The following is a 20,817-nucleotide window of genomic DNA, read 5'->3' on the forward strand; positions in this document are numbered from 1 at the left end:
ATAGAGGTGGCGTCCGGCCCCTCCCCTCTCTTAGATGGCCACGATGAAATTCTCGATTCTCATGGCAGCGGGCCTTCCGCTGGTATCGCAGGTGATGGCGGCAGGAGTGAAGGACGGTCACGGCGAGGCAGAGTTGCTCGCCCAGAGCGCGACCTACCAAACCGGCAAGCCCGTAACGGTCGGCATCCGCTTGAAGGTGGAAGACGGCTGGCACGCCTACTGGACCAATCCCGGCGAGGGCGGCATGGCGATGAGCGCGAAGTGGACCCTGCCAGAAGGCTGGAAGGCCGGGGCGCTGCAAGCACCCGTGCCGAAGCGCTTCATGACCGGCGAGCTGCCGGGCTTCGGCTACGAGGGCGAGGCGGTGTATCTGGTCGATCTCACGCCGCCCGCGGGCGCGGGTTCCGGCGCAAGCACGGCCGAGTGCAAGGTGAAGCTGTCCTGGTTGACCTGCGACGAAAAGGCCTGCGTGCCGGGAGACGTGGAACTTGCCGTGAAACTCGCCCCTGGCGATGGCGCTCCGGGCAAGGATGCCGCCGCGCTGACCGCCGCGGCCAAGAAGATCCCCCAGCCCTTGCAGGGTGCAGCCCTGAAGGTGGAAGAGGCTGACAAAGCGCTGAAACTGACGATCACAGCCCCCGCGGGAGTGGATCTGGATGGGGCGCAGGCCTTCCCCGCCACGGAGCAGGTGGTGGACGCCGCCGATCCGCTGAAATTCGCACGCAGCGCGGACGGATGGACCGCCACAGCGAAAAAAAGTGAATATGCCACGGGCGCGCCGACTCTACTCGATATCGTCTTGGCCGGCGGCAAGCTGGAGAGGCCTCTCGTCGTCTCATGGCAGGCGGCCAAAAAGTGACCGGATTTCCGTTGGACAAGCCGGATCACCTCGCCACCGTCATCGACGATCCCGTCTTGGAAATCATTCCTCAAATACCATGAAGCAGCACAACACATTCCTCGGCGCCGTGCTTGGTGCCATGATCTGCAGCGTCAACGCCTGGGCCATCGAGCCGGGCGACGCCGCTCCCGCCTTCACCGTGAAGAACGTGAAGGGTGAAGAAGTGTCCCTCGCGAAGCAAAAGGGCAAGGTCGTGGTCCTCGAGTGGGTCAACTACGATTGCCCCTTCGTGAAGAAGCACTACGGCAGCGGCAACATGCAGAAGCTGCAGGAAAAATACACCGCCAAGGACGTGGTGTGGATCACCGTGAGCACCAATGCGGAGGGCCCCTTGTCTGAAGCCAAGGGCCTGGCCGATCGCTCGAAGGAAGCCGGCAACAAGGCAACCCAGATCGTGCTGGATACCGATGGCAAGGTAGGCAAGGCCTACGGCGCCAAGACCACCCCGCACATGTTCGTGATCGATAAGGAAGGCAAGATCGCCTACGACGGCGCAATTGACTCCGTGAAGTCGACCGAAGCCGCGGACATCGCCACCGCTGACAGCTACGTCTCGCTGGCACTGGATTCCGTGCTCGCCGGCAAGACCGTGGACAAGGCCAAGACCGAGCCCTACGGCTGCGGTGTGAAGTACGCCGCGAAGTGATTCGCCGGGTTATTTCGTTCAGTGAGTTTTGGAAGCCTCCGGGGATCTCCCCGGGGGCTTTTTCTTTTTGCTTCCGCACATCAAGCCGTGCCCTTCCTCCAAACGATTCCCCATTCGCGGCGCAACCGCTTTAGGAGTGCGCGCGAGAATCGCCGCTTTTTCGGCGAGTCTTCCCTCATCTCGCCACACAAGTTCTAGGTGGGTCCGCCGCGATCTTGGTTCGGCGGGTGAAGCGCTAGTCACTCACAACTACATCCCTGCCCGGGGTAAGGGCGGATCTTCCTAGAACTTGGATTGCGTGCCGATACGGATCCGCTCCCTCAAAGCGGCGATTCCCGCGCGCACTCCTAAAGCGGCGATGCCGCAAAAGGGGACATCGCTCGTTCCACATCACTCCCCCGGAAACGGATTCGCATCCAGGCGCGTCCGGATCTCGTCCATCGGCACCGTCGTCTTCGCCGGCGGATCAGCCGGGCGGATGACCACGAGCCCGAGTGCCGTGAGCAGAGTCAGCACGATCAGGGTGCTGACGATCCAGCGTGGGCTGGTGGGCACCTTGGAAAACATCCGTTTTACGCGGGCCTCCAAGCCGCTTTCGTGGGCCATGGCCAGAGCGGTAGCAGGCGAGTGCTTGGCCGCGGCGAGGTCGCAGAGGACGTTCGCATAGCGGTCAGCACGCATCCCTTCAGCGACGAGCGCTTCATCACAGGCAAACTCGCATTGGTCGCCGAGACGACGGGCCATCCACCACACCAGTGGATTGAACCAGTGGAGCGTGCAGGCGGCGGAGGCCACCGCGCGCATCAGCGGATCGCGGCGCTGATGGTGCTTCATCTCGTGTGCCAGCACAGCCTCTTGGGTTTCGGGTGGCCAGGAGTGCCATTCCTCCGGCACGAAGATCACCGGCTTGAAGATGCCCGCCGCCACCGGACCGGGGTGGTGCTTGAGCAGGCGCACATCGGCGATCAGGTCGCCGGATTCGCGGACGCCGATGCGCTCGGAATCGCGGCGCCAGCGATTCAGGATGGTGAGCGCGGCGAACAAGCGCAAGGAAGCCACGGCCACGCCGATCGCCCAGATCCAGGGCAGCAAATTCCAGAGCGTTTCCTGCACTTCCACCGCTTCATCCGGATGCGGCAGGATCTGCCACTTCGGCAGAAAGAAAAGCAGCGGGAATACCAGCAACAGCACCAGCGCCAGCACGGTGAGACGCGGGTCCTTCGCATGATCGCGGCGACCGGCCCACCAGACAAAAACGGTGGCGGTCAGCGAGAAGGCGATGGCAGGCAGTAGCATGATGAATCTCAGTGAGCTTTCTCAGGATGCGCGGAAGAGCTGGCGCTTTGCCGGAAGCGCTCCCGGGTCCAGCGCTCCTTCGCGGCTTCCAGTTTCAATTTCGACGAGGCCCCACGAACCCCGGTATCCCGGAGCAGTTCGCAATTCCCGCGTGCATCGTCCACCAAAACGGTGAACTCGTCACCGGCAGCGAGCAGGTAGCCTCGCTCTGCGTAGGCTACATACCAGAACTGGTAGGGAGCCACATAACGCACCTCTTCCCGGTTGTAGCCGGAGAGATCGATCTGCAGCATTCGCGCCGCCGATTCCGCCGCACGGATGACCTCGGAGCGGTCGGTGGCGGCGCGTCCCGGCATCGGGGCGCAGTCTGCCAGCAGCAAGGCCAGCACCGGCAGGCCGGCGTATGGCAGGATCATCGTCATCGGTTCCGGGCCGTGGCCCGCGGATCGGATCGGGAAACAAATCCCGGCGGTTCAGTTCTCCGTATTGATCAGGCTGCGGATCTTCTCGATCTCGTCAGTGCTGAGCTGCTGGTCCTTGGGGTCCAGCAGGGCGGCCACGAGGTTCTCCGGCTTGCCTTCGAAGAAGGTGGAAAGGAGCTGCTTGAGGGCAGAGCGCTTGGCCTTTTTCTCCGGCACGGCCGGACGGTAAACGTAGCGGCGCGAGTCCTTGCGGAAGGAAACCAGCGTCTTCTCGATCATGGTCGCCAACAGAGCCCGCACTGCGGAATAGGTCGGCGGATCGGGCATTTGGTCCATGACCTCCTGCGCGGTTGCCTCCCCTACCCGGTAGAGGATATCCATCACCTGCCGCTCCCGTCGTGCCAGCGCTTCCGCATTGCTCATGCCCATGAATTACAGCCTTGCTGGAAAAGCCGCAATTCAAATGTTGAAAAAATAGCACTTAAGGTTTGACTAGGGCAGGGCTATAATGCTGTTTTTCCAGCACCATGAAATTTGCGATGAAGGCAAGCGCAACCCCCAAGTGGAAAGATCTGTTTCGCATCAGCGCCGCAGCCTCGGCAGCGCTGTGGTTGTCAAGCTGCGCCAACAACGTAAGCCCCGGCGAAGCGAGGGGCGACTACAACCGGCCAATGCCCATCAATGGCCCGGCGGACAGCCAGTCGGCTGACGCGACGCCACCACGCCAGAAGTCGGCAGAAGAACGCCCGGGCTTGGCTACCGGCTTCGGCGAGTCCGCGGACTCCGACTGGCACCGCCAGTCCTTCGTGCGGGCTTCCTCGAAGCCCGCCGGGGCCGGGCTGGTCTATTACAACGACAAGGAAGGCATCGAAGCGATGACCGGCTCGAAGCGGAAGGTCGGCGGCGTGGAGACGGCGGCGGGCGACATGATCGAGTGGGGCATCAAGAGCGGCTTCGGCTACCTGCCGACCTACAAGACCTATAGCTGGGGCACCCGGCGTTTCGTGGTCGGTGAGAAAGACTCCGACTACTCGATTGTGCTGAAGAACCGCTGCAAAAGCCGCCTGGAGGTGGTGCTGAGCGTCGACGGTCTGGACGTGATCGACGGCAAGAAGGCTGGTCTTTCCAAGCAGGGCTACGTGATCGGCTCCGGCGAGACGCTGGAGGTGAAGGGCTGGCGGACCAGCCCCACTACAGTGGCGCGCTTCAGGTTTTCCACCGTCGCAGGTTCCTACACGAACCTCGCGTATGGCGATCATCGCAATGTCGGTGTGATCGGGATGGCGGTCTTCGCCGAGAAAGGCGTGGATCCCTGGACCTGGAGCTCGGGCGAGGTGAATAACCGGCTTGAGGCGGATCCCTTTGCCAAAGCTCCCGGCAGGAACCAATAGTACTCATGAAAACTCGACGTGGGTTTTGCAGCGCCGCACTGGCGGTGCTGGCCGGGGTCTGGTGTGCACCGGCGTTGCGGGCGGAGTCACTGAACTTCCTGCCCGAGCCTCAGGGCAAACTGCCGCTGCTGGCGCTGTGGGTGGATGACCATGGGAGCAAGCAGCGGACTTCCCCCGGCGAAAAGGTGCTGCGCTTCGCTGTGTGGGAAGATGGTACCGTCCTCTGCGGGCGGGATCTGGAGAATGACGGAAACCGCCTGCGCACCGGCAAGATCCCGAAGGAACAGGTGGCGCTGCTCAAGAAGCAGATCCAGATCTCCGGAATCTTCGAACTGAAGGGCAATTGCTACCTGGTGCCGGATGCGCCGGTGCTCTGCATGATCGCGGTGGTGGACGGCAAACAGCAGATGCTCTTCTGGGACGAGCGGGAGATCCCCGGCTACGGGATCAACAGCCATCCGAAGCCGCAGCACCTGGCCTTCATGAGAGCCTGGAAACAGGCGAAGGCGGCGGGGATCAAGCAGCTCGGCGGTAGTCTGACGGATCTGGCTGGCGTGCAGACCTTCCGACCGCCGGACGCGTGGTATTTGAAAAAGCCGATTCAGTCAGAGTAAATTCAGAAAGGCACGCTATGCACTTTGCACAAGATACGTGGAGCGGACGGATCTGTCTTTTGCTCGGTTTGGTCCTGCTGGTGTGGGGAGCTTGTCGCGAGCCGATGCTGCCGACGCGTCAAGCGGTAGTGGTTGCACCTGCCTCGCTTGAGAAAGTGGCGGAGGAAGTCGTCGTGAACGATGAGGACCGGGAGCCCTTGCTGGTGATTGCCCGACATGACAAAGGGAAGGTGGCTCCCTGAGTGAAGGGACGACCCTAACAACTTTCACGCATCCTCTTCCTCCAGCGCCACGCCAGCAAGCCGCCCCACACCCCCAGATACAGACCTACCAGCAGCCAATCCGGCAACTTCAACACCGGATCGCCTCCCCACTTCTGAAAGCTCGGCCGTCCGAAAGGGAGATCGCTCTGACGCTCCCAACGGCCATACATCCATCCCGCTTGGTCGCCTCCTGCGTCCATACACATGACCGAGATCTCTGAGTCGGCATGGGTAACCGAAGTCCTCCACACGGCTGTCCCGTAGGAAATGAGCGAGGTATTCCGCAAGCAATCGCCCCAGGCCCAGAGCAGGAACAGAAGGCCGAACATGCCCAGCCACAGCAGGGGTGAACGCCGCAAGAAGCGGGAATTCCTCACTCCTTCCTGATAGACCGATGCCACACCGGGCACACGCAAAATCCTTCTAACAAACCTCATCGATCACCTTCCGCACCGCCCTCGCCGCGGCACGGAATTGCTCGCTTTCGAGCGCATTCAGATCGGGATGCATGAAGCGCTCGATGCCGCGCTTGCCGACAACGACAGGAAGGCTCAGGCAGACGCCTTCAACCCCGAGGAAACCATCGACCTTCACGCTGAGCGGGACGGTGCGGCGCTCGTCTAACAAGATCGCCTCGATGATGTAGGAGGCAGCCTGGCCGATGGCGTAGCAGGTGTTGCGCTTCTTGCGGAAGACCTCGATGCCCGCTCCCGCCGCCTTGTCGCAGAGGGCGCGGCGCTCGGGGGTATCGTCGATCCTCTCGCCGCCTGCCTGGGCCACGCTCATCGCGGGGAACATGTGCATGCCATGCTCGCCGAGGATGTAGGCGCGCAGATCATCAGGATGGATGTGGGTCATCGCGGAGAGCATCTCGCGGAAGCGGATCGAATCGACCAGGGTGCCCGTGCCCATCACTCGCTCGCGCGGGAAACCGGTGATCTGGAGTGCTTCCCAAGTCAGAATATCGACGGGGTTGGTGATCATCACCAGCTTGGTCTGCGGGGCCAGCTCGGCGATGGTCGGCAGGAGCTTGCGCATCAGCTGGACATTCCCGGCGGCGAGGATGTTCCGGTCGGTAATATTGTCGGGCGTGGGGACGGAGGCGCACATCGCCACCACCTCGCTGCCCGCACAATCCGAGAGGTCCCCTGCCCTCACGCTCACCGGCACCTGCAGGAAGGCCTGCGCGTGCATCAGATCCATCGCCTCGCCCTCGGCCTTGGTCCGGTTCGCGCCGACCAGCACGATCTCGCGGGCCGCGCCGCGCAGCATCAGGGTATAGGCCAGCACCATTCCCACATTTCCCGGTCCGACGATCGTGACTTTCACCGGCCTTTCCTTCGGTTGCCCGGCCAAAAAGTTCAACGATCGATGTTGGACCTGCGGCAATCCGAGTTCATGGTCGCCGCGTGGCTTCCTACGTCATCTCCATCGCCGCCCTCCGCCGCAATGCCGCCATCCTGCGGGAAACTGCCGATGCCGCGGGCTGCAAGATCGTGCTCGCGCTGAAAGGTTTCTCCTGTTGGAAGGCCTTCCCGTATATCCGGGAGTATCTGGATGGCTGCTGTGCCTCCGGCCTGTGGGAGGCACTGCTGGCGCGCGACTACTTCGGCAAGCACGTGGTCACCTACTCGCCGGCCTATCAGGAGGAGGACATCCGCCAACTCTGCGAATTCACCCACCACCTCGACTTCAACTCGCTGTCGCAGTGGTTCCGCTTCCGCGAAATGGTGATGGCGCACCCGCGCTTCCTGAGCGGTGAACTGCACTGCGGGCTACGGGTGAATCCCGAGTGCTCCACCGGCCACACCGCCCTCTACGATCCCTGCGTGCCGGGCTCGCGGCTTGGGATCACCGCCGAGCAACTGGAGGGCGTCGACCTGACAGGACTGTCCGGCCTGCACTTCCACACCCTCTGCGAGCAGAACTCGGATGACTTGGAGAAGACCCTGGCGGCGGTGGACGAGAAGTTCGGCCACCTCCTGCGCAGCCCTCAATTCACCTACCTGAACATGGGCGGCGGCCACTGGATCACCAAGCCCTTCTACGATCGCGAGCGCCTGATCCGCCTGGTGCGCGAAACCAGGACGAAGTATGGCGTGGAAGTCTGGCTGGAGCCGGGCGAGGCCGGAGCGATCCACACCGGCGTGCTGCGCTCCGAAGTGCTGGATGTCTTCGAATCAGCCGGACACAAGCTCGCGATCCTCGACATCTCCGCCACCGCCCACATGCCCGATGTACTGGAGATGCCGTACCGCCCGGATGTCTTTCTTGCCACTCCGCACTCCGCACTCGCCACTCCGCACTCCATAGAACCCGCCGTCACCTTCGAAGGCGAAACCTACCAAGCTTCCACCGAATCCGGCGAGCACCTCTACCGCCTCGGCGGCCCGACCTGCCTCGCCGGAGACGTCACCGGCGACTTCGCCTTCCCTCGCCCGCTCAAGGCCGGAGACATCCTCGTCTTCGACGATATGGCGCACTACACGATGGTGAAGACCACCACCTTCAACGGCGTCCCCCACCCTGCCATCGTGCTCCAGCATGAAGACGGCAGGCTGGAAACGATCCGCGAGTTCGGCTACCCGGACTTCCGGGACCGGCTCAGTTAGAGGCCACGCGCTCTTGATCCGGCAGTTGCAGTGCCATGAAGCCCGGGTGAATTCCCCATGAACCACTCGCGCCTGATTGACCCGGCGCGGCGACCCGCGCATGACAGCGAGCCGTGAAGCCGACCGCCTTGCGCCTCGCCCTCGTCTGCTACGGAGCCCTGTTCTTGGGAATCATCCTGAATGCGGACCGTGGCGGCGGGCAGTTCTACCACTTCATCACCGAGCTGCCGCTGGGCGACAAGGCCGGGCACCTCGGTCTGGTGGGCACATTGTCCCTGCTGCTGAATTTATCCCTGAATGGCCGCCGCGCCCCCCGGCCACTGGCCGGGATCATGCTCGGCACCCTGCTGGTCGCCGGGGGCATGAGCTTGGAAGAGTGCTCGCAGGCCTTCTTCCCCTCGCGGACCTTGGATTGGGCGGACGGGCTGGCAAATCTGGCGGGGGCTACCGCAGGTGAGCTCGGCGCGCGGTATTTCCTGCGCCGCAAGCGCGATGGACAAGCCGCCGCAGGCTGCTAGACAGAAGCCCGCAACGCTGGCCGTATCCGGCCGGAAGCGCGAGGTTCCTGTATCCTGTACCATGTTTTCGTTTTCGTGGCCGGTTTTGCGGCGGCTCTTGATCCTCGTCCTGCTCCTGGCAGGCCGCACACTAGCGGACAGTCCTGAGACCCGGGACGTCCAGTTGTCCCGCGGCCCTGGGGTCACCTACATCTTCAAGGGGCCGGAAAAGCCCGTCGCAGGCATCGTTTTCGCCTCCGGCGACGGCGGCTGGACGGACTGGGAAAACGACATGTGCGGCTGGCTGGCAGAGGCCGGCTGGCGGGTCGCCGGGCTGAATTGCCGGACCTATGCGGAAACCGACTACGACGGCGACCTGCTGGGCAACGATTTCGCCACCTTGGCCAAGGAGATGAACCTGCCGCCGGGCACTCCGATTTTCTACGGCGGCTGGTCGATGGGGGCCGGGCAGGCGGTGGCGGCGGCCGGCATGGAACGGCCGGACAACCTCAAGGGTCTGCTGCTTTTCTCCTGCGGCTCCCGCGGCCGCTTCGGTCTGCGGATGAAGGACGAGCTGGGGATCGCCCCGACCGGCGACGGTACCTTCGCGTTGAGCGAATTCAACGATTCGCTCAAGGACCTGCGGGTGGCACAGTTCCAAGGCGGCGCCGACTTCATTTCCAGCACCGCTTGGATCAAGAACCTGCCCGCGCCCTCGGCCCTCTACGAAATGCCGGGCTACGACCACGGCTTCGACGGCCCTGATCTCAAGTTCAAGCCCAGCGTGAACCAAGCGCTGGGCTGGCTGATGGGCGATGATTCGATGGCCCCGGCGAATACCTCCAAGGTTTTGCCATGGGGACTCTCCCCGCTGTGGCCGATGGCGGCGCTGAGTATCCTTTTGGTCATCGTTTTCCTGTTCATGCGGCGCCATGCCATCCGGCTGCTGGTTGCCGCCTTGGTGCTGATCGGCCTGGCGAACTTGCTGGAAGCAATGCTGCCGAAGCCGCCGGAGGTGATCGACTGGATGCAGCAGTGGTATCCGCTCGGCCTCAGCGAGCGGGTCAGTGAAGACAGCCGCCTCCTGCTGCTGCTCTCCGGCCTCTCCCTGCTGGTCTTGGCCCGCGGCCTGGGACGCCGCAAGCGGGTGGCATGGTGGCTGGCCACCGGGCTGCTGGCCGCTTCCGCGCTGTTGCACTTGGTACGCGCCTTCGATTGGCACCACGCGGTGGCCGCCTTGGTGCTGATGGTCCCTCTGATCCGCTGGCGCCGGGAATTCATCGCCCGCTCGGATGCGCCCTCGCTGCGCCTCGGCCTCGCGGTGGCACCGCTGGTCGCGGTGGTCGTGATTCTCTACGGAACGATCAGCCTGCACGATCTGGGCGAGTCCGGGAAACTGCCGGAGCCGATCGACTGGGCCCGAGCGCTCGGCTCCTCGTCCACGGCGGTCGCAGGACTGGCAGATTCAATGGACGACACCTCGCCCGAGGTCGGACGCCTCCTGGACCGTCTGCGTTTGACCGGAATTGCCGGCGGGGCGCTGGTCCTCTTCTTGCTCCTCCGACCGGTGCTTCTCTCGCGGGTGAGTTCCGCCGGTGAGGACGAGCGGAAGCGCGCTGCGGAGATCCTGGCGCGCCATGGGATCGACCCGAGCGACCCCTACACCCTGCTTCCGGACAAGCACTACTATTTCCACGAGTCCGGCGAGGGCTATGTGGCCTACGCCTGCTGGCGGAATATCGCCGTGGTGCTGGCGGACCCGGTTTGCCCGCCGGAAATGCGCCAAGGGCTTGTTGAGCACTTCGTCCGCTTCTGCCGCAAGCAGGACTGGACCCCGATCTTCTACGGCACCCGCCAGGAGAACCGCGCGCTCTACGAGTACGCCGGCCTCGTCACCTTCAAGGTGGGAGAGGACGCGCGCATCCCGCTCTCCGAATTCAGCTTGGCTGGAGGCAAATTCCAGAACCTCCGCACCGCCCGAAACAAGGCGAAAAAGGAGTCGCTGGGCTTCCGCTGGTACGATGCAGCGGCCGGCGTGGACCACGGGCTGGAGGCGCAACTCACCCTGCTCTCCGACAATTGGCTGCGCTCGAAAAGCGGCGGCGAGATGACCTTCGACCTCGGTTCCTTCTCGCTGGCGGACATCCGCGAGAATGGCTGCGCCGTGGCCTTCCAGGCAGACGGGCAGCTGGAGTGCTTCGCCACCTGGCGGCCCTACGCGGCAGGCAAGGGCCGGGCTCTCGACTTGATGCGCGGCCGCGGTTCCCCAGGCGGCATCATGGACTTCCTGATCCTCGAAAGTCTTGACCACTTCCGCGAGAGCGGTGTGGAGGAGATCAGCCTCGGCAGCGCACCGCTGGCCAATACCGAGACCGATCCGGCCAACCTCTCGAAGGAGGAGCGGCAGGTGAAAATGCTCTTCGACAAGTTCGACCGCTTCTACCGCTATAAGTCGCTCTTCGACTTCAAGCGCAAGTATCACCCGGCATGGCAGGGTCGCTATCTGGCCTATCCGCCGGGGATCCTGCTGGCGCGGATTGGGCTGGCAGTGGCAGCCGTGCACCTGCCGGGAGGATTCCGCGGACTGCTGAGGTCGTAAGTCACAGCGTGCGTGACGGTTTCCGTCACTTTCCAAATCGTTCTTCCGGCGGTCATTTCCCTTTCATTTTCCGGAAAAAGCCTTTTGTTCCCGCGCATGGTTCCGCCCGCTAGCAGCACCAAGGCCCCGAAGCCCAAGAAAGAAACCAATGGATGGTCCACCGAGCAATCGGCGGAGCTCTATGGCGTGGACAATTGGGGTCACGGCTTCTTCGGCGTGAACAAGGATGGTCACGTCACGGTGAAGTTGGTGGACGACGAGGGCCACAAGGAGGTTTCACTCTTCGAAATCATCCAAGGTCTGCGCGACCGCGGCACGGACTTGCCGGTGCTGCTGCGCTTCCGCGATCTGCTGCACTGGCGGATCCGCGAGCTGAACGAATCCTTCCGCCAGGCGATCAAGGAAACCGGCTATCGCGGCGAATACCGCGGCGTCTATCCGATCAAGGTGAACCAGCAGCGGCAGGTGATCGAGGAGATCTCCGAGTTCGGCAAGCAGTACCACTACGGTCTGGAAGCTGGCTCGAAGCCCGAGCTGATCGCCGCGCTCGCGCACATGCACGACACCGAGGCCTACATCGTCTGCAACGGCTACAAGGACGAGGAGTTCATCGACCTTGCGCTACACGCGCAGAAGATGGGCTTGAAGGTGATGCTGGTGCTGGAGATGCCCACCGAGCTGGATCTGGTGCTGGAGCGTTCCCGCAAGGTGGGTGTGCTGCCGAATCTCGGCGTGCGCGTGCGCCTCTCAACCCGCGGCTCCGGCCACTGGGCGGAGAGCGCCGGCGACAAATCGGTCTTCGGCCTCAGCGCCAACCAAGTCATCGAAGTGGTCGATCGCCTCAAGGAAGAGGGCTACCTCGGTTGCTTGCGGATGCTGCACTACCACCAAGGCAGCCAGATCCCGAACATCGCCGCGATCCGTGAAGGTGCCACCGAGGTGGCACGGATGTATTGCGACCTGGTCAAGGAAGGCGCCCCGATGGGTGTGCTCGACATGGGCGGTGGTATGGCGGTCGACTACGATGGCTCGCACACGAATTTCCACTCCTCCTGCAACTACTCGATCTCCGAGTACTGCACTGACGTGATCGAAACGATCATGCAGATCTGCGACAAGGCGGGGGTCGCGCATCCCAACCTGATCTCGGAATCCGGCCGCGCAATCGTCGCCTACTACTCGGTGCTGGTCTTCAACATCCTGGATGTCTCGACGGTGCAAACCACCGAGACCGCACCGGCCACGCCGGAGCAGGCACCGCAGAACCTGCTCAACCTGATTGCGGTCAACAAAGACCTCAGCAAGCGCAACCTGCAGGAGTGCTTCAACGACGCGCTCTACTACCGCGACCAGGTGCGCGCCCAGTTCTTCTATGGCTCCGCGACGCTACGTGAGCGCGGACTGGCCGAGGCCTGGTTCTGGCACATCATGACCCGGATCTCGAAGTTGATCCTGGAACTGGACATCGTGCCGGAAGACCTGCGCGAGCTTTCCGATACGCTGGTCGATTACTACTACGGGAACTTCAGCCTCTTCCAGAGCCTGCCGGACTCTTGGGCGATCAAGCAGCTCTTCCCGGTGATGCCGATTCACCGCCTCGACGAGCGTCCGAAGCAGCGCGCGGTCATCGCGGACATCACCTGCGATTGCGACGGCAAGATCGACCGCTTCATCGACCGCGAGGACGTGGCCAAGGTGCTGCCTCTGCACAGCATCAAGCCCGGCGAAGAATACTACATCGCGACCTTCCTGGTGGGAGCCTATCAAGAGACCTTGGGTGACCTCCACAACCTCTTGGGCGATACCAACGTGGTGGGTGTCCACATCGAGGACGGCAAGCCGGTTTACACCCACGAGGTGGAAGGCGACACCGTGGCCGACGTGCTGAGCTACGTGGAGTATGATCCGAAGGAGCTGGTGGGACGCTTCCGGGCCTTTGCCGAGAAGGCGGTGGCACAGGGACGGATCTCGCCGAAGGAGCGCCGCGAGGTGCTGGATCTCTACCGGACGGGCTTGAGCGGCTACACTTACTTCGAGGGGTGAGGTGACAATGGCCGTAGCTCTCAGCGCGCCGGTAGGCGCGAAGAGCGGCTCACTTCGCCGGCAACTGAAGGATCGCACGCAGGCCGCCATCGGGGCGGTTTGTCAGTGAGAGATCGCCGCCGTGATTGAGGAGGATGGTGCGGGCGATCGTAAGCCCGAGTCCGGTACCACCGGTACCACGATTGCGCGAACCCTCTAAGCGAACAAAAGGAGTAAAGACCCTATCTCGATCCGCCTCGGCGATCCCTGGGCCGTCGTCGTCCACGATGATGTCCAAGTGATGCTCGGCGAGTGCGGTGGAAACCCGGGCGCGATGGCCGTAGCGCACGGCGTTTTCGATCACATTGCGCAAGGCGCGGCGCAGGGCATCGGCGCGGCAGCGCCAAGGCAGCGGCCCCTCGCCGATGAATTTCGCGTCCCACCCGAGCAGGGATAGATCTTCGCACAGGCTCTCTAACAGCGCATGGACATCCAGGGTCCGGGTCGGCTCCGCGGTGGCCTCCTCGCGGGCAAAGGCGAGGCTGGCTTCGGTGATGGCCTTCATTTCGTCCAGAGTGGCGACGAGCTTGTCACGCGCTTCGGGATCTTCGACGAACTCGGCTTGCAGGCGCAGCGAGGTGATCGGAGTACGCAGGTCGTGGCTGATTGCCGCCATCATGCCGGTGCGGTCCTCGACGTAGCGCTTGAGGCGGGACTGCATGCGGTTGAAGGCGACGGCCGTGCGCCGGATGTCATCGGCACCCTCCTCGGGAAGCGGCTCGGTCTCCTCCCCTCGCCCGAGCTTCTCCGCGGCATCACTGAGGCGGCGCAGCGGACTGCCGACCCGGCGTGCGATCAAAGCGGTGACCAAGCACAGCGCCACCGCGGTAATGGCCATGGAGATGTAGTAGGTGCCGGGTGGGCTGGCGGGAGCGCCGGGCTTGGCATAGACGGCATGAAGCCAGCGGCCGCCGCTAACCTCGGTGGCGAGACCGAAACCATTCCACTCCGGCAGGTGCACCAGCATGGCAGGCGAACCGGCACGCCATTCATCCAGCGACAAGCTCTCCCATTTCACATTGGCCTGAATAGGCAGGTCCTCTGCCGCCGGGGGCCGTGTGGATTCCATCAGCTGGGCACGGGCTTGGCTTTCCCACTCCAGAGGATCACCACCGGGCTTGGGTCCGAACCAGTAGCGGACCGCAACCGTATTCGCGGTATCGAGGATACCCTGATGCAGCCCCGGATCGGCGGCTTCTAGCAGACGTGCAACGGAGGCGGCCCGCCCGAGGAACTCGTCGCGGCGCAGCAGAAAGACCGTGCGCATCTGGTCGCCACGATAGATCGCGAAAAAGATGAGCTGGGAAACCGCGAGTGCCAGCAGCAGCAGCGTGATCCATTGCCCGGTGAGGCTGCGCATCCAGAAACGTTTCATCTCTCTTATGCCGGGGTCACGGTACCGGTGAAGCAGTAGCCGTCGCCCCAATAGGTTTTGATGAGCATCGGGTTCTTCGGATCTTCCTCAATCTTGCGGCGCAAGCGACTCACCTGATTGTCGATGCTGCGGTCCCAGACTTCCGCCTCGCGGCCGCTGGTAAGATCGAGTAGGGCATCGCGGCTGAGCACCTTGCCGGGATGTTCGAGGAAGACGCAGAGCAGGCGATACTCCGCGGTGCTGAGCGGCACCGCCACACCATCGCTGCCGGTCACCTCATGGCGCGAGAGATCGAAGAGCTTGTCGGCGAAGCGCAGGCGGCTCGATTTTGTTAGAGGGGGCTCTTCGTTCGTGGCATGGGTGCCGCTGCGGCGCAGCACGGCGCGGATGCGGGCCAGCAGCTCGCGCGGATTGAAAGGTTTGACGAGGTAATCGTCGGCGCCGATTTCCAGGCCGATGATGCGCTCGGTGTCCTCGGCCATGGCGGTCAGGAAGATCACCGGCAGGCCGGTGGTGGCGCGCAGGTGACGGCAGAGCGACAGGCCGTCCTCGCCGGGCATCATGATGTCGAGCACCACGAGGTCAGGTGTCTCGCTACGCTCGAGCTGGGCGCGGAACTCCGCGGCGCTGGCAGCGGCGCTCACCGTGAAGCCGTGCTGGCCGAGATACTTCACCAGCAATTGGCGAATCTCCTGATGATCATCCACGACGGCGATGTGCGGGCCGACTTCCATGCCTTCTTCTCTTCTGCCGCTATCATCGCAGTTTGCGCGGCGGGAGTGTGGAAAAAATTGTCGCAAAGTGTGTCGCCACCCCGCGAACCGCGACAATTCGCGACGATAAACCGGGCCACCTGACACGCATTTCGCGGGTTCCCATGCTATCAATTTCCCCGTCCCCGCTTCCGCTCCATGAAATCCGTCTTCCGGGCCCTGGTCGTCATGTTAGTCCTATCCGCCATTTCCCTGCTGGTCTGGCAGGCCCGGGCGAAGTCGCTCGGCAAGTCCGCCGACAAGGGCCCGAAGGGGCCGCAAGTCGTGCCCGTGACGCTCGCCGAGGTCTCTCGACAGGACATCCCGGTGTGGCTGGAGGGGATCGGCACAGTGCAGGCTTCGAATTCGGTGACGGTGCGACCGCGGGTCGGCGGGATCTTGGAGAGCGTGGAATTCAGCGAGGGCGCGATGGTGAAGGCCGGCGATGTGCTGGCACGGATCGATCCGCGGCCCTTTGAATCCGCTCTGGCGCAGGCGAAGGCAAAGAAGGCACAGGACGAGGCACAGCTTGCGAATGCCAGTGCCACCTTGGCCCGCTCGCAAAAGCTGGTGAAAGAAAACGCGGTCAGCCAACAAATCGTGGATCAGGCGGAGGCAGCGCAGGGCCAATACGAGGCGCTGGTGAAGGCCGATCAAGCGGCGATTGATGCGGCGCAGCTTGATCTGGATTTCACCGTGGTGCGCGCACCGATTTCGGGGAGGACGGGTGTTCGAATGGTTGATGCGGGGAACGTGGTCACGGCCAGCCAGGCGGAGGGACTGGTGGTGCTGAACGAGATCCAACCGGTGTCGGTAATCTTCACGCTGCCGCAGCGGCACTTGGCGGCCTTGAGCCCGCACATGAAGCCGGGAGCCGCTCCGCTGAAGACCCAGGCCGTGGATGATGACGGCAGGACCCTGGATGAAGGAAGCCTGACTCTGGTGGACAACCAGATCGACAACACCACCGGCACTCTGCGACTGAAGGCGACTTTTCCTAACAAGGACTTCACCCTCTGGCCCGGCCAGTATGTCTCGGCGAAGGTGCTGGTGGAGACCAAGCAGGGCTCGCTGGTGGTGCCCACCGAGGCGGTTCAGCCGGGGCTGAAGGGCGACTTCGTCTATCTCGCGAAGGAGGATCAAAGCGTGGAGGCCCGGCAAGTGGATGCCGGGATGGAGCTGGAAGGCATGACGGTGATCGAGAAGGGCTTGCAGCCCGGTGACCGGGTGGTGCGCGAAGGCCAGAACAAGCTGAAGCCGGGCGCCAAGATCAGCGTGAAGGAAGCCAAGCTATGAGCATTTCCACGCCATTCATCCGGCGGCCGATCGCCACCGCATTGCTAACCATCGGCATCCTGCTGGTAGGGATCGTAACCTTCCCGCTGCTGCCGGTGGCCCCGCTGCCGCAGGTGGAATTCCCGACCATCCAGGTCTCCGCCGGATTGCCCGGTGCCAGCCCGGAAACGATGGCAGCGACCGTCGCGACGCCACTGGAGAACCAGCTCTCGCAGATCCCCGGGGTCACGCAGATGAGCTCCAGCAGCGGACTGGGCAACACCTCGATCACGATCCAGTTCGACCTCAGCAAGAACATCGATGCCGCGGCGCAGGAAGTGCAGTCCGCGATCAGCGCCGCCGCCGGGCAACTGCCGACCAACCTGCCCAGCCCGCCGAACTACAAGAAGGTGAATCCCTCGGACTCGCCGATCCTCATGCTGAGCCTGACCTCCGAAGTCCTGCCGCTGACGCAAGTGAGCGACTACGCCTCGAATGTGGTGGCACAGCAGATCTCGCAGCTCAGCGGAGTGGCCCAGGTGGATGTGATGGGCGAGCGCAAGCCGGCGGTGCGGATCCAGGTGGATCCCGCGAAGCTGGCCTCGCTGGGCCTGAGCATGGACGATGTGCGCGGCGTGATCGCTTCCGCGACCATCAATTCGCCGAAGGGCAGCATCAACGGCGACCGCCAGAGCTACTCGATCTACGCGAATGACCAGCTGCTCAAGGCAGAGCCCTACAACGACCTGATCCTGGCCTATCGCAAAGGGGCACCAATCCGGGTCCGCGATATCGGCCGCGCCGTGGATGGCCCCGAGCAGGCACGCTCCGGCGCGCTGGTGAACAATCAACCGGGCGTGGGCATCATCATCCGCAAGGAGGCGGATGCGAACGTGATCGAGACCATTGCCCGGGTGAACGGCTTGCTGCCGCAATTGCGCGCAGCAATGCCGCCGGCAATGTCGATCGACCTGCAGAGCGATCGCAGCCGCACCATCCGGGCTTCCGTGGAAGAGGTGGAAATGCACCTGGCGCTCACTGTCGGGCTGGTGACCATCGTGGTCTTCGGGTTCCTGAGGAACCTGAGGGCCACGCTGATCGCCAGCGCGGTGGTGCCGATCTCGATCATCGCGACCTTCGCGATCATGCACGTGCTGGGCTTCAGCCTGAACAACCTTTCGCTGATGGCGCTGACCATCTCGGTGGGCTTCGTGATCGATGACGCGATCGTGATGCTGGAGAACATCTACCGCCACATCGAGGACGGCATGAAGCCGATGGATGCGGCTCTCAAAGGGGCGGGCGAGATCGGCTTCACCATCCTTTCGATCACTTTCTCGCTGATCGCGGTGTTCATCCCGGTGCTGATGATGGGCGGGATCGTGGGGCGCTTGTTCCGCGAGTTCGCGGTGACGGTCACCACCGCGGTGCTGGTCTCTGGCTTCGTCTCGCTGACCTTCGTGCCGATGATGTGCTCGCGCTTCCTGAAGCACCATGAGGTGCCGACGGGAAATGGGCCGCGGGCTCTGCTCGACCGGGCACTGGAGCGCTTCTTCGGCGGCTTGGAGAGGACCTACGAGTCGATGCTGCACTTCGTGCTGCGGCACCGGAAGGCAACCCTGCTCTCGCTGCTGCTCACGATTGCCGCGACAGGCTCCGTCTTCGTGCAGATGCCCAAGGGCTTCTTCCCTTCACAGGACATCGGTCTGGTAGATGCCACCGTCGAAGCTTCAGCCGATATTTCCTACGACGCGATGTACCAGCGGGTGCAAGAGATAGGGGACATCATCGTCAAGGACCCCGGTGTGCTGGGAATGCAGAACCGCATCGGAAGTGGAGGCCGTGGCGGCGGCGCGATGAATTCCAGCCGCTTCTTCATCACGCTGAAGGAGCGCCATGAGCGGGATCCGGCGGCGGTGGTGATGGATCGGCTGAAAAAGGCCACTGCCGGCATACCGGGTCTCACGATCTTCTTCCAGGCACGACAGGATCTCAACGTGGGCGGCTTGCTGTCCAAGACCCAGTTCCAATACACGCTGCGCGATGCGGACATGGACGAACTCAACGCTTGGGCTCCGAAGGTGGTGGAGAAGATGCGTGAGCTGCCGGAACTGCGCGATGTGGCATCCGACCAGGAATCCGCCGCACCCGCACTGAGCGTGGAGATCGACCGCCAAGCGGCGAGCCGCTTCGGCATACCCGCGCAGGCGATCAATTCCGCGCTCTATAATGCTTTCGGCGAGCGGCAGATCACGCAGTTCTACACCCAGGTCAGCCAGTATAAGGTAATCATCGAAGTTTCGCCGGAGTTGCAGAAGGACCCATCCACCTTCGACAAGATCTTCCTGAGTTCGCCAATCACGGGTGGGCAGGTGCCGCTGAGCTCGCTGGTGACTTTCGACACTGGCGCAAGCAAGCCGCTCTCGGTGAATCACCTCGGGCAGTATCCGTCCGTGACCATCTCCTTCAACCTCGCGCCGGGGGTCGCGCTCGGAGAGGCCGTGGCCGCGGTGGAGAAGGCCAACGGCGACATGGGCCTGCCGATCACAGTGACGGGCTCATTCCAAGGTGCCGCGCAGGCCTTCAAGGATTCGCTGAGTTCGCAGCCCTATCTGATCGCGGCTGCAATCATCGCGATCTACATCATCCTGGGGATGCTCTACGAGAGCTTCATCCATCCACTGACGATTCTCTCGACGCTGCCTTCTGCAGGCCTCGGCGCGTTGCTGACCCTCTGGGCCTTCAACTACGACATCGGCGTGATCGCGATCATCGGCATCCTGCTCTTGATCGGGATCGTGAAGAAGAACGCGATCATGATGATCGACTTCGCGATCGAGGCGGAGCGGGATCGTGGCGAGGAGCCGGAAAAGGCGATCTTTGAAGCCTGTATCAAGCGCTTCCGGCCGATCCTGATGACGACCCTCGCGGCGATGATCGGCGGCATCCCCCTGGCCTTGGGTCACGGCGATGGCTCCGAACTGCGGCAGCCGCTGGGCTATGCAATCGTTGGCGGTCTGGCGGTGAGCCAGATGCTGACGCTGTTTACGACGCCGGTGGTTTACTTGATGTTCGACCGGCTGGCGGGGTGGCGGAAGAAGAAGCACGAGGAGGACAAGCATCAAGCTGCCGCAGGTGAAAAAGCGCTGGCAGCAGGAGTCTAAACCCGCTCCAGATCTTGCAGGGCAGCATGAAGCAATTCTCTAGAAGCGAGCCAATTGTACCCGGAGTCTCAATCGCCGGCATCTGTCTCGACGAAGATGGCTCGGCAGTGGCTGCGCAGCTTGAGGAGATGGGCCTGAAGGTATCCCTCGGGACATTTGAAAATGTTGGCAGGGACTTCTTGGAATGGACAATCGAGGACTGGGGCGTGTCATTCACTGAGGAGCCGCCTGGAGGAATCTGCAGGATCTCATGCTCTTCACGCTATCAAGGACGCTACAAGCAGGCTTTCTATCCAGGAATGCCCGTAAGGGAGATTGCCGCCAATTCGGCTAAGCAGTTGTTCACCGCTGGCTGGCTAATCATCGACGGCGAGTTCGGCCTGCAATTCGACGTCCCCGAAGTTTATAAAGGAATCGCCTACGACGACTTCGACACCATCGAACAGCTTCCCGATGAAATGATCATCGAATACCTTCATGTGGTGGATCGAGGCTGGCTAATTTGATTTTAGGCGGACACCGATCGCAGCACGCGCAGGTGAGCCTCTTCTCCGGGAATTTCCCGGGATAGCCCGGCATCCAGATTTTCCATCCGCCTCTGGACGATCACGAGCTGTTCCGACAGCAAATCCGAAGGCAAGCTGCAGCTTTCAATCAAACGCTCCGCAAGTTCGATGCGCGCTTCATCGGAAAGCAGAAGAGCCTCGGCATGGAGTTCGACTACGGTGACCGCCATGCTTCTGATGTAACCTTGGCAGAAGGCGCTTGCAAGCAGGCCTCCCGTCGATGGGGCAGCAATTCGCGATTTCCATCGCCGCCAGAAGCATTAGGCGTCCCTTCAGGACGCGAAGATTCCGGAATGCAAAACCCGGCACTTCGTGCCGGGCTGTTATGAGCCGTGCCTTTGGCACGAAGACCATTCGCGAGC

At 62.8% G+C, this 20,817-nt stretch carries 20 protein-coding genes; 12 read left to right on the plus strand and 8 right to left on the minus strand.

From position 1 onward, the window contains the following. Nucleotides 1–43 precede the first annotated feature (43 nt). On the plus strand, nucleotides 44–859 hold the full coding sequence (locus BV071_RS08930; protein ID WP_265594241.1) for a protein-disulfide reductase DsbD domain-containing protein: 816 nt from the start codon (nucleotides 44–46) through the stop codon (nucleotides 857–859). A 79-nt stretch (nucleotides 860–938) separates the two neighbouring features. Beyond that, nucleotides 939–1,547, plus strand: coding sequence for a redoxin domain-containing protein (locus tag BV071_RS08935; RefSeq protein ID WP_035605165.1), 609 nt, complete (start codon nucleotides 939–941; stop codon nucleotides 1,545–1,547). A gap of 390 nt (nucleotides 1,548–1,937) precedes the next feature. Here the strand turns inward: BV071_RS08935 and BV071_RS08940 are convergent, their stop codons facing one another. Genes BV071_RS08940 through BV071_RS08950 form a run of 3 tightly spaced genes read right to left on the minus strand, consistent with a single transcriptional unit; the run spans nucleotide 1,938 to nucleotide 3,688 of the window. Further along, nucleotides 1,938–2,843, minus strand: coding sequence for a M56 family metallopeptidase (locus BV071_RS08940; RefSeq protein WP_035605168.1), 906 nt, complete (start codon nucleotides 2,841–2,843; stop codon nucleotides 1,938–1,940). An 8-nt stretch (nucleotides 2,844–2,851) separates the two neighbouring features. Next, entirely contained in the window at nucleotides 2,852–3,259 is a 408-nt protein-coding gene (locus BV071_RS08945; protein WP_265594242.1) for a hypothetical protein, read from the minus strand. A 57-nt stretch (nucleotides 3,260–3,316) separates the two neighbouring features. After that, complete coding sequence (locus BV071_RS08950; protein ID WP_265594243.1) at nucleotides 3,317–3,688, minus strand: BlaI/MecI/CopY family transcriptional regulator; 372 nt, start codon at nucleotides 3,686–3,688, stop codon at nucleotides 3,317–3,319. 104 nt (nucleotides 3,689–3,792) lie between these two features. Between BV071_RS08950 and BV071_RS08955 the strand changes: the two genes are divergently transcribed. The 3 genes from BV071_RS08955 to BV071_RS08965 are packed head-to-tail and all read left to right on the plus strand — an operon-like array spanning nucleotide 3,793 to nucleotide 5,512. Further along, nucleotides 3,793–4,656 (plus strand): hypothetical protein, encoded by an 864-nt coding sequence (locus BV071_RS08955; protein ID WP_265594244.1) that lies wholly within the window; start codon nucleotides 3,793–3,795, stop codon nucleotides 4,654–4,656. Nucleotides 4,657–4,661: 5 nt separating this feature from the next. Continuing rightward, nucleotides 4,662–5,270, plus strand: coding sequence for a hypothetical protein (locus tag BV071_RS08960; protein ID WP_265594245.1), 609 nt, complete (start codon nucleotides 4,662–4,664; stop codon nucleotides 5,268–5,270). A 17-nt stretch (nucleotides 5,271–5,287) separates the two neighbouring features. After that, nucleotides 5,288–5,512, plus strand: coding sequence for a hypothetical protein (locus BV071_RS08965; protein ID WP_035605180.1), 225 nt, complete (start codon nucleotides 5,288–5,290; stop codon nucleotides 5,510–5,512). A 14-nt stretch (nucleotides 5,513–5,526) separates the two neighbouring features. Here BV071_RS08965 and BV071_RS08970 read toward each other — a convergent pair whose 3' ends face one another. Continuing rightward, nucleotides 5,527–5,892 carry a hypothetical protein gene (locus tag BV071_RS08970; protein WP_035605183.1) on the minus strand — a complete coding sequence of 122 codons (366 nt, stop codon included), beginning with the start codon at nucleotides 5,890–5,892 and terminating at the stop codon, nucleotides 5,527–5,529. Between the two features lie 64 nt (nucleotides 5,893–5,956). Next, on the minus strand, nucleotides 5,957–6,862 hold the full coding sequence (locus BV071_RS08975; protein ID WP_035605368.1) for a lactate dehydrogenase: 906 nt from the start codon (nucleotides 6,860–6,862) through the stop codon (nucleotides 5,957–5,959). A gap of 80 nt (nucleotides 6,863–6,942) precedes the next feature. Between BV071_RS08975 and nspC the strand changes: the two genes are divergently transcribed. The 4 genes from nspC to speA all read left to right on the plus strand — a co-directional run bounded on the left by nspC (nucleotide 6,943) and on the right by speA (nucleotide 13,284). Continuing rightward, nucleotides 6,943–8,145, plus strand: a complete 1,203-nt coding sequence (nspC, locus tag BV071_RS08980) for a carboxynorspermidine decarboxylase (RefSeq protein WP_081885881.1) — start codon at nucleotides 6,943–6,945, stop codon at nucleotides 8,143–8,145. 113 nt (nucleotides 8,146–8,258) lie between these two features. Continuing rightward, a complete protein-coding gene (locus BV071_RS08985) occupies nucleotides 8,259–8,663 on the plus strand; it encodes a hypothetical protein (protein WP_052573083.1) in 405 nt (134 codons plus the stop codon). 61 nt (nucleotides 8,664–8,724) lie between these two features. Next, complete coding sequence (locus tag BV071_RS08990) at nucleotides 8,725–11,241, plus strand: phosphatidylglycerol lysyltransferase domain-containing protein (RefSeq protein WP_035605189.1); 2,517 nt, start codon at nucleotides 8,725–8,727, stop codon at nucleotides 11,239–11,241. A gap of 96 nt (nucleotides 11,242–11,337) precedes the next feature. Continuing rightward, nucleotides 11,338–13,284, plus strand: coding sequence for a biosynthetic arginine decarboxylase (gene speA / locus BV071_RS08995; protein WP_052573092.1), 1,947 nt, complete (start codon nucleotides 11,338–11,340; stop codon nucleotides 13,282–13,284). Nucleotides 13,285–13,333: 49 nt separating this feature from the next. On the opposite strand, the gene BV071_RS09000 is transcribed toward speA, so the two are convergent. Together BV071_RS09000 and BV071_RS09005 are read right to left on the minus strand one after the other, a co-directional pair. Further along, on the minus strand, nucleotides 13,334–14,698 hold the full coding sequence (locus BV071_RS09000; protein WP_035605192.1) for an ATP-binding protein: 1,365 nt from the start codon (nucleotides 14,696–14,698) through the stop codon (nucleotides 13,334–13,336). Between the two features lie 5 nt (nucleotides 14,699–14,703). After that, the gene (locus tag BV071_RS09005) at nucleotides 14,704–15,432 is read right to left on the minus strand and encodes a response regulator (protein ID WP_035605195.1); all 729 of its coding nucleotides are present in this window, start codon (nucleotides 15,430–15,432) and stop codon (nucleotides 14,704–14,706) included. A gap of 177 nt (nucleotides 15,433–15,609) precedes the next feature. On the opposite strand from BV071_RS09005, the gene BV071_RS09010 reads away from it, so the two are divergent. Genes BV071_RS09010 through BV071_RS09020 form a run of 3 tightly spaced genes read left to right on the plus strand, consistent with a single transcriptional unit; the run spans nucleotide 15,610 to nucleotide 20,395 of the window. Then, nucleotides 15,610–16,746: an efflux RND transporter periplasmic adaptor subunit gene (locus tag BV071_RS09010; protein ID WP_035605197.1), complete on the plus strand. Its 1,137-nt coding sequence runs from the start codon at nucleotides 15,610–15,612 to the stop codon at nucleotides 16,744–16,746. Beyond that, nucleotides 16,743–19,889, plus strand: a complete 3,147-nt coding sequence (locus tag BV071_RS09015; RefSeq protein ID WP_035605200.1) for an efflux RND transporter permease subunit — start codon at nucleotides 16,743–16,745, stop codon at nucleotides 19,887–19,889. Before BV071_RS09010 ends, BV071_RS09015 begins: the two co-directional genes overlap by 4 nt. Nucleotides 19,890–19,915: 26 nt before the next feature. Continuing rightward, complete coding sequence (locus BV071_RS09020) at nucleotides 19,916–20,395, plus strand: hypothetical protein (RefSeq protein WP_265594246.1); 480 nt, start codon at nucleotides 19,916–19,918, stop codon at nucleotides 20,393–20,395. Between the two features lie 2 nt (nucleotides 20,396–20,397). Here BV071_RS09020 and BV071_RS09025 read toward each other — a convergent pair whose 3' ends face one another. Further along, nucleotides 20,398–20,625 (minus strand): addiction module protein, encoded by a 228-nt coding sequence (locus BV071_RS09025; RefSeq protein WP_035605206.1) that lies wholly within the window; start codon nucleotides 20,623–20,625, stop codon nucleotides 20,398–20,400. Between the last annotated feature and the right edge of the window lie 192 nt (nucleotides 20,626–20,817).

Origin of the sequence: Haloferula sp. BvORR071 (assembly GCF_000739615.1) — a bacterium.
Classification (GTDB): Bacteria; Verrucomicrobiota; Verrucomicrobiia; order Verrucomicrobiales; family Akkermansiaceae; genus Haloferula.